This is a genomic window from Halomonas sp. DP3Y7-2 (genome assembly GCF_019800795.1).
Taxonomy (GTDB): Bacteria; Pseudomonadota; Gammaproteobacteria; order Pseudomonadales; family Halomonadaceae; genus Halomonas; species Halomonas litopenaei_A.
The window spans coordinates 245,006-255,668 of the sequence record NZ_JAHVKJ010000008.1 but is presented as its reverse complement, the minus strand read 5'-3'; the positions used below and the strand labels follow the sequence as shown (position 1 = coordinate 255,668).

Genomic DNA, 10,663 nt, shown 5'->3' with positions numbered 1-10,663 from the left:
GTCAAGCCTCCGGAGCCAACAGGCCGGTGGACAGGTAGCGATCACCACGGTCGCAGACGATAAACACGATCACGGCGTTCTCGACCTGCTCTGCCACCCGCAGGGCGCCCGCCAGGGCGCCACCGGAAGACACTCCGGCAAGAATGCCCTCCTCGCGGGCCAGGCGGCGCATGTGAACCTCGGCCTCCTGCTGGCCAATATCGAGCACCCGATCGACCCGTTCTGGCTCGAAAATCTTCGGCAGATACGCCGCTGGCCAGCGCCGGATACCGGCGATACTGGCACCGTCCTCCGGCTGCAGGCCGATGATCTGGATGTCGTCGCGCTGCTCCTTGAGATAGCGAGAAACGCCCATGATGGTCCCGGTGGTCCCCATGGAACTGACGAAGTGCGTGATCTGACCATCGGTCTGCTGCCACAGCTCTGGTCCCGTGGTGCGGTAGTGACCGAGCGGATTGTCGGGATTGGCAAACTGGTCCAGTGCCTTGCCCTCGCCCTTGGCGACCATGGTGTCGGCCAGGTCTCGGGCCGCCTCCATGCCACCTTCCTTGCTGACCTCGATCAGCTCCGCACCGTAGGCTGCCATCGCCTGCTTACGCTCACTCGACGCACTCTCCGGCATGATCAGAACCATGCGATAGCCCTTCATCGCGGCCACCATCGCCAAGGCGATACCCGTGTTGCCGGAGGTCGCCTCGATCAGGGTGTCTCCCGGGGCAATATCGCCGCGCCGCTCGGCTTCGTCGAACATCGACAGCGCCGGCCGATCCTTGACCGACCCCGCCGGGTTGTTGCCTTCCAGCTTGGCCAGCAACACATTGTTGCGACCTGCGGTGATTCGCTTGAGCCGAACCAGCGGCGTATGACCCACCAGCTGTTCGAGATAGGGGAAATCCATCACGCTTTCCTTGTAACGTCGTCTGCGGCCATTATATCGACGCCCCTCGCGACTGGACAGGCGTGCTCACTTGGGGTGACATGGAACGTGCGCCGTGACGGGTTCCCGCCCCGGCACGCCTGTAACTCGGCAAGGACTGTGCCATGAGCGTGAAGACAAGGTTGATGCTGGCCCTGGTGGGGCTGCCGCTGGTGCTGCTCAGCCTGGCCGTCGGCCTGACCGTGCAGCAACAGCATGACCTGCGTCAATCGGCACTGGAACAGAACCTGGTTACCGCCACCCAGCTGGTCGCGCCGACGCTCGGCTCGGCGCTGTCGCTGGGGGATACGCCGGGGGTGCAGGCCGCGGCCAACCGGTTGATGGATATCACCAGCATTCGCGCACTGCGCCTGATCCATCGCGACCAGAGCGTAATTGAGCTTGGACGCCTGCGAGGGGCCGCTCTGGACGCCACCCCAGGGGGCCAGGCCCAACTGACCAGACACTACCGCCAATGGGTGATGACGGTGCCGGTCCCGGGCGTCACCGCCGCCTACCTGATCCTCGACGTCGACGCATCACTCCTGCTGCTGGCCACCTACAGCCACCTGGCCAGAGCCGCGGTGGCGCTGCTGGTCAGTGGGCTGCTGCTGTTTCTGGTCGCGCTGACCCTGAGCCGACGCCTGACCCGGCCCATGGACGACATTTCCCACCTGCTGGATCAGCTGGCCGCAGGCCGCCAGCCTAGCCATCTTGCCCTGGACCAGCCTCGGGAGCTGGCGGCGCTGGGCAGTCGTGTCAACGCCTTGATCGACCACCAGGCCCAGGCGCGAGACGACCTTCAACAGCAGATTGAGCACGCCACTGCAGAATTGCAGGAGTCGATGGAAACCATCGAGGTGCAGAACATCGAGCTGGATCTCGCCCACCGACAGGCGGTGGAGGCCAACCGCGTGAAATCGGAATTCCTGGCCAACATGAGCCATGAGATTCGCACCCCCCTGAACGGCATCATCGGCTTCTGCCGCTTGATTGGTCGCTCCTCTCTCGACACCCGCCAACGGGAGTGGCTCGATCAGGTACAGCGCGCCTGCGACAACCTGCTGTCTCTGGTCAACGATGTGCTGGACTTCTCCAAGCTGGAAGCGGGCAAGCTGATTCTGGAAAACGTGCCGGTGGACATTCAGTCGCTGGTCGACGAAGTGCTGGGGCTGCAGGCCCCGCTGGCTCAGCAAAAAGGCCTGCAGCTGCTGAGCCTGGTCTACGATGACGTGCCAGAGGAGTTCATTGGTGATCCCCTGCGCATCCGCCAGATCGTCACCAACCTGGTCAACAACGCCATCAAGTTCACCGAGCGCGGCGATATCATCGTCAGGGTCATGGTCGAAGACACCCAGCATGAGCCCATGAAGCTTCGGATCAGCGTCAGTGACACCGGTATCGGACTCAGTGACAGCCAACAACGACGTCTGTTTCAGGCTTTCCGTCAGGCCGCTGCGAGCCATACCCGCCAGTACGGCGGGACGGGTCTGGGGCTTGCCATATCGCGCCAGCTGGTGGAACAGATGGGTGGCATCATCGGCGTCGACAGCAGTCCTGGACGGGGCTCGACCTTTCACTTCACCCTGCCCTTGGCCGGCATCACGGGAGGCAGCCGCACGCCAGAGCTGTCCCTTGACCAGATGCCGATCTTTGTCGAGGAACCCCACGGCGCCACCCGCCGCGCCCTGCTGCACCTGCTCAACCAATGGGAAGGCCGCGTCGTGGAGAGCCCACAGCAGGCGCGCCTGGCGCTCGAGGCGATACCTGTCGAGGAGCTGGAAGGCCCAGAGCTCGCCCAACTGCGTGAGCGACTGAATGGCCGCAGCTGCCCCACCCTGCTGTTGATCAACGCGGGCCTGCCGGACATCCCGGCGCTGGAGCTACCGCACCATGTGCGAGTGCTGTCAAAGCCCCTCGCACGCCAGGCGCTGGCCAACGCGCTGGAACCGATCATCGCCCTGACCAAGACACCTTCGGTGACGGCACTGCCTGCACCGGAGGCTACCCTGCCACCGCCGGCCAACGAGCAGGCACTGACAGTCGACCACGCTGCCGGCACCGCTGGACCGGCGAACGCGCAACGGGACCGTCAGACAGAGATCGACAGCGACGCAGCAACACCACAGCCCGGCGGCGCTGTCGCTAGTGACGATCACGCAACCAGCGAGACGGCACAGCTACTGGTGGTGGACGACAGCGAAACCAACCGACTGCTGCTGCGCGAGCTGGTGGAAAGCCCGCGGCGACGGGTTACCCTGGCCAGCAGCGGCGAAGAGGCTCTGGCGCTCGCCCAACAGCAACTCTATGACCTGGTACTGATGGACATTCGCATGGGCGGCATGGATGGCGTGGAGACAGCCCGTGCGATCCGGCAACTCAGTGCCGAGTGGGCCGAACGACCGATTATCGCGGTGACCGCCCACGTACTCGAGAGCCAGCGGAGGGAATTGCTGGCCAACGGCATGAATGACGTACTGATCAAGCCGCTGGATACGACCCGACTCGATGAGCTGCTGACACTCAGACTGGGGAGTGGACTGGAGGAAGAGACACCGCAAGCGCCCCCCACTGCACCCACCCGCGAAGAAGACCTGCCGGACATCGATATCGCGCTGGGAGCGCGACTGGCGGGGGGACGCGAGCCCCTGGCGCGTCAACTGCTGGCGACCCTGGCGGCCTCCCTCGAGCAGACCCGCCAGGAGATTCAGGCGGCACTGGAGGACGAGAACGAGGAAGCCCTGCTCGACGCCATCCATGCGCTGAACGGTGCCTGCCGATACTGCGGCGTACCGCGCATGGCGTTGCTGGTCGAGACCCTCGAAACGCGCCTGCGCTCCCGCGGTATCGACGACGTCCGCCCCCTGCTACCCAGCCTGCAACACGCCATGGAACAGGTCGAACGCTGGCAGGCATCCTCCGGCGAAGTGCCCCTGGAAGCCCCAGGGGACCGCGAGTCACACCGCTAGTCTGGCCGCCTGGAGAGATCGCCGCCCTCGATCACGACGAAGGCGACCACCACATCGCTTTCATCGCTCAAGGACAGATGGCAGCGCGACATGCCGGCCTCCCCCGCAAGGCGCAGGGCTTCTCCCGACAGCGCAATATGGGGGCGCCCAAGAGCATCGTTGACGACCTCGATCTCGGTCCAGCGCATGCCCTGGCGCAGGCCCGTGCCCAGCGCCTTGACCCATGCCTCCTTGGCCGCAAAACGCTTGGCCAGGTAGGCGCTGGGGCGCGGGGCATGGGGGTAGCGCAACAGTTCCTTGGGCCCCAGGATACGCTGGGCAAAGCGCGGCCCATGGCGGACCACGGCGGCCTCGAAGCGCTCAATCCGCGCGATATCGGTACCGATTCCGAGAATCACCAGCCGCGCCCCCCTGACACGCTGACATCAATGGGCATGGTCGTGATCGTGATCGTGATCGTGGTCGTGGTCGTGGTCAAACTCCTCGATGGCCGCCACCAGGCCGGCCTCGTAGCCCGACAGCATCAACCGCTTCATCTCTGCCACGGCCTCCTTGAGCCCCACAAACAGCGCGCGCGCGATGATGGCGTGACCGATGTTAAGTTCGTGCAGCCCGGGAATGGCCGCCACCGCCTCCACATTGTGATAATGCAGACCATGTCCCGCATTGACGATCAGCCCCAGCTCCACGGCCATCTCGGCGCCAGCCACGATACGCTGATACTCGCGGCGTGACTCCAGGTCCGATGTCGCTTCCGCGTAGGCCCCGGTGTGAAGCTCGATCACCGGCGCCCCGGCACGCTGGGCAGCGGCAATCTGGTCGGGATCGGCATCGATGAACAGGGACACTTCGCAGCCCACCGCTGCCAGACGCTCGCAGGCGGCCTTGACCGCGTCAAACTGACCGACCACATCCAAGCCACCTTCGGTGGTCAGTTCTTCGCGCTTCTCGGGCACCAGGCAGACGTGTGCCGGACGGACCTCCTCGGCCAGGGCCAGCATCTCCTCGGTCACCGCCATCTCGAGGTTCATGCGCGTGTTGAGCACTTCAGCCAATACACGCACGTCACGCTCCTGAATATGGCGACGGTCCTCACGTAGATGCACGGTAATCCCGTCAGCACCCGCCTCTTCTGCCAACAAGGCAGCCTGTACCGGATCAGGGTAGCGAGTTCCTCGGGCCTGACGCAGAGTGGCAATGTGATCGATGTTGACGCCCAGCAGCAGTCTTGGGGGGTGCATCAGAGTTCTCCGTCTAGAGGGTGATGAGCAACGCGCCATCACCGGTACCGGCAAGCCGAACGCGCTGCTCTAGCGCGCATGGTATCACCCCCATGCATCGATCGCTTGCGAGGTTCGGGGCGAGTATCAGTACCGCTCAGGGCTGTTTCTCTCAACGCTCAAGGCTGTATCCCACAACGCTCAAGGCCGTATCCCACAACGCTCAAGGCCGTATCCCACAACGCTCAGGGCTCGCTATATCCCGTATCGCTCAAGGCTGTTGCCCAACGCGCTCAAGGCTGTTGCCGGCGCCGTTGCGCCATGGACACCATCAACCCGCGCGAGCGCAGCGGTCGGTCCCCCAGCAAAGGGGCCAGGGCTGCCCTGCTGAGGACCTTGGCGGGACCGGCAAGGCCAGGCTCGCCCCAGTCGGCAGACGACAGCAGCTTCAGGGTGCGACCATCAAGCCCGCTGTCCGCGGCCACAAAGGTTCGGCTCGCGGCATCAAATCGATAGCGAGCCTGAGGATCCAGACTGGCACCGCTCGCCACGCTAAAGCGCGGCAAGGCGTCCAGCGCATCAAGCAGGGCGTATTCCAGGCGGCGCAGAGCTGACGCGCGGCTGGCGGGCACGGCCAGTGCGTCGACGGCCGAGGCATAGAACGCAAAGACCTGGGCCACGGGAAACTCCACCGGCAGCAGGCGCGTCAGCAGCTCGTTGGCATACAACCCGCACAGCAGTCCCTCACCCACCAGCATTGCCGCTGGGCCACGAGACTCCATCAGTCTCAGGCGCTTCAGCTCACGCTCCCCCTGCCAGGTCAGGTGCAATGGGGCGAACGGCTGCAGCTGACCGCGTGCTCGGCTCTTGGGACGCTGCACGCCCTGAGCCACGGCGCGCACGCGGCCGTGGTCCAGGGTCAGCAATTCGACCAGGGCACTGGTCTCGCGATAGGGTCGCTTGTGTAAGAGAAAGGCGGGTTGCGGCTGCATGTCGCGTCGCGTCCGAAAAGAGGCAGCGAAGGGGCCGCCGGCCTGGCCGGCGGCGGAGGGCTTCAGTCGAGGTCGTAGCCGAGGCTCTTCAGCGCTCGCTCGTCATCGGACCAGCCACGCTTCACCTTGACCCACAGGTTGAGCATGACCTTCTTGTCGAGCGCCCGTTCCATGTCCAGTCGGGCTTCGCGGCCAATCTTCTTGATCCGATCGCCGCTCTCGCCAATCAGGATCTTCTTCTGCCCCTGGCGTTCCACCAGGATCAGCGCGCTGATGTGCACCACCCGGGCCTCGTCACGAAACTCCTCGATCTCCACCGTCATCTGGTAGGGCAGCTCATCACCCAACTGACGCATTACTTTCTCGCGCACCATCTCGGCGGCCAGGAAGCGCATGCTCTTGTCGGTAACCTGGTCTTCCGGGAAGTAGTGAATGCCTTCAGGCAGGTGCTTGTCGATCTCGGCCTCAAGCTCGGGCACGTTGGTGCCGTGTTGGGCAGCAATCGGCACAACGGCGGCAAACTCACGCTTGTTGCCAAGCTCCGCGAGCCAAGGCAGCAATGACGCCTTGTCCTGCAGACGATCCACCTTGTTGACCGCCAGGATGACCGGTGCCTTCACGTTGGCCAGACGGTCCAGCACGATCTGGTCTTCTTCCGTCCAGCGCGTACGATCGACCAGGAACACCACGCAGTTCACATCACGCAGGGCCTGCACCGCCGCCTGGTTCATGAAGCGGTTGATGGCCTTGTTGCGATCCTTGCCGAGAATATGGATACCTGGCGTATCCACGAAGATCGTCTGGGCTTCGCCTTCGGTCTTGATCCCGAGCACCTGATGGCGCGTCGTCTGCGGGCGACGTGACGTGATCGATATCTTCTGGCCAAGAATGCGATTCATCAGCGTCGACTTGCCGACGTTGGGTCGACCGACAATGGCCACAAATCCACAGGTCTGGCTCATGCGCTGGCTCCCTTCGGGTCAAGACGCTTCAAGGCGCTTTCTGCCGCCATTTGTTCGGCGTGGCGGCGGCTGGCTCCGGTGCCGGTCGTGTGTTCGTCGAGCATCTCGACGTGGCATTCGACGGTAAAGGTCTGGGCATGCGCCTCACCCTCCACCGAGGTCACCTCGTAACGCGGCAGCGGCGCCTGACGGGACTGCAGAAACTCCTGCAGGCGGGTCTTGGGGTCCTTCTGGGACTCCTTGAGGTCAATACGCCCCAGACGTTCCTCGAACCAGGCCAGCACACGGCTTCTGACCGTGTCCATACCCGCATCCAGATAGATGGCGCCGATCACCGCTTCGACGGCGTCGGCCAGAATCGACTCGCGCCGATGGCCGCCGCTCTTCATCTCGCCGGAGCCCAGGCGCAGACACTCCCCGAAGCGCATCTCCCGGGCCAGTTCCGCCAGCGTCTGTCCCTTCACCAGGCGGGCCCGCAGACGCGACAACTGCCCTTCCCGAGCTTCAGGGAAACGGGCAAACAAGGCCTCGGCAATGACAAAGTTGACGATCGAGTCACCGAGGAACTCGAGGCGCTCGTTATTTCGACCACCGTAACTGCGGTGGGTCATGGCCAGTTCCAGAAGATCGGGGTTCTGGAAATCATGGCCAATTCGGCGACTGAAGGGAATCAGGGGATTGCTCACGACGCTCCTGTTAATTCTGTAATCTGACGATGGGGACACCTGGCCGCCAGGATGCGATCAAGGAATCGACCGCACGCTGGCGAAACTCGGCAATCCACCGTCCCAATGCATCCACACTGCGAAGGCCTTGCCGACGATGTTTTCTTCGGGGATGAAGCCCCAATAGCGGCTGTCATTGGAATGGTCCCGGTTGTCACCCATGGCAAAGTACATGCCTTCAGGCACGACCACATCATGGACCAACGGGCTAGTAGCACGAGGATTATTGTAGATCTGATGCTGATGCTCGCCCAGCTGTTCGGAGAACAGCAGCTCGCCTGGTGCACTGTCGGGAGCATCGTCGAGCAACGTCTTGGGCACGGCCTCGCCATTGACGTAAAGCTGCCTGTCAACGTAGCGCAGGGTATCTCCCGGCACCGCCACGACCCGCTTGATGAAATTCACCGAGGGATCCTGGGGAAAGCGGAACACCATCACGTCTCCCCGCTCCGGCTCGTTGACGTCCAGCACCTTGGTATTGCTCACCGGCAGCCGAAGGCCGTAGGTAAACTTGTTGACCAGAATGAAGTCGCCGATCTCGAGGGTCGGACGCATCGAGCCCGAGGGAATCTGAAACGGTTCCACCACAAAGCTTCTGAGCACCAGCACCACCAGCAGCACTGGAAAGAAGGACCTGGCATAGTCCACCGGCCAGGGTTCCTTGCTGGCCAGGGTCCGCGCTGTGGTGCCTACCCCTTCGGTGGTGCCGGCTTCGGCCATCTCGGTGTGGGCTCGACGGCGAGGACGCCACCAGACCAGGTCGAGCAGCCAGATCAGGCCAGTGACGGCAACCGCGATCACCAGCAACAGGGAGAAGTCCATATCAGTCATTCCAGGTGGCTTGATAGACAATAGGGATCGGGCGGATGGCCCCGGCAACTACGCCGGGACGTGCACCACGCCCGAGGGGAACGCTAGTCGTTCACCTTGAGTACGGCGAGGAAGGCGTCCTGAGGAATTTCCACGCGACCGACCTGCTTCATGCGCTTCTTGCCGGCCTTCTGCTTCTCGAGCAGCTTCTTCTTACGCGTCATGTCACCGCCGTAGCACTTGGCGGTGACGTTCTTGCGCAGTGCCTTGACGGTCGAGCGCGCCACCACCTGACCACCGATAGCAGCCTGAATCGCCACGTCAAACATCTGACGGGGAATCAGCTCCTTCATCTTTTCCACCAGGATCCGGCCGCGGCTGTGGGCGTGATCACGATGGATGATGACCGCCAGCGCATCGACCCGATCACCGTTGATCAGGACGTCAAGACGCACCAGCTTGGCCGCTTCAAAGCGCTCGAAATTGTACTCGAGTGAGGCATAGCCCTTGGAGATCGACTTGAGTCGATCGAAGAAGTCCATGACCACTTCGCTCATCGGCAGTTCGTAGGTCAGCTGGATCTGGCTGCCCAGGAACAGCATGTCCTTCTGGGTGCCGCGGCGCAGTTCGCACTCGCTGATCACGTTGCCGACAAACTCCTGGGGCACCAGGATGCTGGCCCGAACGATCGGCTCACGCATCTCTTCGACGTCCGCCATGTCAGGCAGCTTCGACGGGTTGGAAACGTAGCGAACCTCGCCGTTCTTCATTCCCAGTTCATAGACCACCGTGGGAGCGGTGGTCAGCAGGTCCAGGTCGTACTCGCGCTCCAGGCGCTCCTGAACGATTTCCATGTGCAGCGTGCCGAGGAAGCCGACGCGGAAACCAAAGCCAAGGGCATCCGAGTTTTCCGGCTCATAGTCCAGCGAAGCATCGTTCAGTGCCAGCTTTTCCAGGGCGTCACGGAAGTCCTCGTAGTCATCTGCACTGACCGGAAACATGCCTGCGTACACCTGAGGCTTGACCTTCTGGAACCCGGGCAGACGCTTGACGTCAGGAGTCTTGGCGTGGGAAATCGTATCCCCCACCGGCGCCCCGTGGATGTCCTTGATACCGGCTACCACAAAGCCCACCTCGCCGGCGCGCAGGATATCGGTTTCCTTGCGCAGCGGCGTGAAGATCCCCACCTCGTTGGCCTGCCAGTCACGCCCGGTCGACAGAATGCGAATCTTCTCGCCCTTCTTCAATACACCATCGAAGATACGGACCAGGGATACCACGCCAAGGTAGTTATCGAACCAGGAATCGATGATCAGCGCCTGCAGCGGCTTCTCGGGATCCCCCTTGGGCGGCGGGATGTCGCGCACCAGGCGCTCCAGCAAGGCGTCAATGCCCATGCCGCTCTTGGCGGAAACCTGGCAGGCATCGGTCGCGTCGAGGCCGATGATTTCCTCTACCTCGTGAGCCACCTTGTCCGGATCCGCCTGGGGCAGGTCCATCTTGTTAAGCACCGGCAACACCTCGAGGCCTTGCTCGATGGCGGTATAGCAGTTAGCGACGGACTGGGCTTCCACCCCTTGAGCGGCATCGACCACCAGCAACGCGCCCTCACAGGCGTACAGCGAACGCGACACCTCATAGGAAAAGTCGACGTGCCCTGGCGTATCGATGAAGTTGAGCTGGTAGGTCTGGCCATCATTGGCATGATAATCCAGCGTCACCGACTGGGCCTTGATGGTAATACCGCGCTCACGCTCCAGATCCATCGAATCCAGCACCTGATCCTTGAGCTCACGCTCGGTCAGGCCTCCGCAGTTCTGGATCAGGCGATCGGCCAGGGTAGACTTGCCATGGTCAATATGCGCGATGATCGAGAAGTTGCGTATATTATTGATTACCTTGCGGTTATCAGGTTCTGACATGCTGGATGATTCCATCTTGAGAACGCGCCGAAGGGCAACGAGAATAACCTTGCCTGGGTGACGCCGAGAAAAAGTTGGCGCCATTGTACCGGCATCCCCTGCCCCGCGCATCCCAAGCCGCATCGGCGGGCTGTTGTAGCGTGGCAG

Annotated in this window: 9 protein-coding genes; 1 reads left to right on the top strand and 8 read right to left on the bottom strand. The window is 62.9% G+C overall.

Features of this window, described 5'->3' with window-relative positions; translation table 11 throughout:
• Position 1: 1 nt before the first annotated feature.
• The gene (gene cysM / locus KUV45_RS11000) at positions 2 to 898 is read right to left on the bottom strand and encodes a cysteine synthase CysM (protein ID WP_206937626.1); all 897 of its coding nucleotides are present in this window, start codon (positions 896 to 898) and stop codon (positions 2 to 4) included.
• 143 nt (positions 899 to 1,041) lie between these two features.
• Here cysM and KUV45_RS10995 point away from each other — a divergent pair, with 143 nt between their 5' ends.
• The gene (locus tag KUV45_RS10995; protein ID WP_222163054.1) at positions 1,042 to 3,885 is read left to right on the top strand and encodes an ATP-binding protein; all 2,844 of its coding nucleotides are present in this window, start codon (positions 1,042 to 1,044) and stop codon (positions 3,883 to 3,885) included.
• Here the strand turns inward: KUV45_RS10995 and KUV45_RS10990 are convergent.
• From KUV45_RS10990 to lepA, 7 genes are all read right to left on the bottom strand, one after another.
• The gene (locus KUV45_RS10990) at positions 3,882 to 4,283 is read right to left on the bottom strand and encodes a holo-ACP synthase (protein ID WP_222163053.1); all 402 of its coding nucleotides are present in this window, start codon (positions 4,281 to 4,283) and stop codon (positions 3,882 to 3,884) included. The genes KUV45_RS10995 and KUV45_RS10990 overlap by 4 nt on opposite strands.
• A gap of 27 nt (positions 4,284 to 4,310) precedes the next feature.
• Entirely contained in the window at positions 4,311 to 5,126 is an 816-nt protein-coding gene (gene pdxJ, locus KUV45_RS10985) for a pyridoxine 5'-phosphate synthase (protein WP_222163052.1), read from the bottom strand.
• A gap of 272 nt (positions 5,127 to 5,398) precedes the next feature.
• Positions 5,399 to 6,097 (bottom strand): DNA repair protein RecO, encoded by a 699-nt coding sequence (gene recO, locus KUV45_RS10980; protein WP_222163051.1) that lies wholly within the window; start codon positions 6,095 to 6,097, stop codon positions 5,399 to 5,401.
• Positions 6,098 to 6,159: 62 nt separating this feature from the next.
• The gene (era, locus tag KUV45_RS10975) at positions 6,160 to 7,059 is read right to left on the bottom strand and encodes a GTPase Era (protein WP_206937566.1); all 900 of its coding nucleotides are present in this window, start codon (positions 7,057 to 7,059) and stop codon (positions 6,160 to 6,162) included.
• Positions 7,056 to 7,745, bottom strand: coding sequence for a ribonuclease III (gene rnc, locus KUV45_RS10970; RefSeq protein WP_222163050.1), 690 nt, complete (start codon positions 7,743 to 7,745; stop codon positions 7,056 to 7,058). The genes era and rnc overlap by 4 nt, the downstream gene beginning before the upstream one ends.
• Before the next feature lie 57 nt (positions 7,746 to 7,802).
• Positions 7,803 to 8,606, bottom strand: coding sequence for a signal peptidase I (lepB, locus tag KUV45_RS10965; protein ID WP_206937539.1), 804 nt, complete (start codon positions 8,604 to 8,606; stop codon positions 7,803 to 7,805).
• 92 nt (positions 8,607 to 8,698) lie between these two features.
• Complete coding sequence (gene lepA, locus KUV45_RS10960) at positions 8,699 to 10,516, bottom strand: translation elongation factor 4 (protein ID WP_206937537.1); 1,818 nt, start codon at positions 10,514 to 10,516, stop codon at positions 8,699 to 8,701.
• Positions 10,517 to 10,663: the final 147 nt, after the last annotated feature.

Bases quoted from the DNA above. Each gene is read 5' to 3' on its own strand.
- recO (WP_222163051.1), bottom strand. From the start codon at position 6,097: ATGCAGCCGCAACCCGCCTTTCTCTTACACAAGCGACCCTATCGCGAG.
- cysM (WP_206937626.1), bottom strand. From the start codon at position 898: ATGGATTTCCCCTATCTCGAACAGCTGGTGGGTCATACGCCGCTGGTT.
- lepB (WP_206937539.1), bottom strand. From the start codon at position 8,606: ATGGACTTCTCCCTGTTGCTGGTGATCGCGGTTGCCGTCACTGGCCTG.
- lepA (WP_206937537.1), bottom strand. From the start codon at position 10,516: ATGTCAGAACCTGATAACCGCAAGGTAATCAATAATATACGCAACTTC.
- KUV45_RS10995 (WP_222163054.1), top strand. From the start codon at position 1,042: ATGAGCGTGAAGACAAGGTTGATGCTGGCCCTGGTGGGGCTGCCGCTG.
- era (WP_206937566.1), bottom strand. From the start codon at position 7,059: ATGAGCCAGACCTGTGGATTTGTGGCCATTGTCGGTCGACCCAACGTC.
- pdxJ (WP_222163052.1), bottom strand. From the start codon at position 5,126: ATGCACCCCCCAAGACTGCTGCTGGGCGTCAACATCGATCACATTGCC.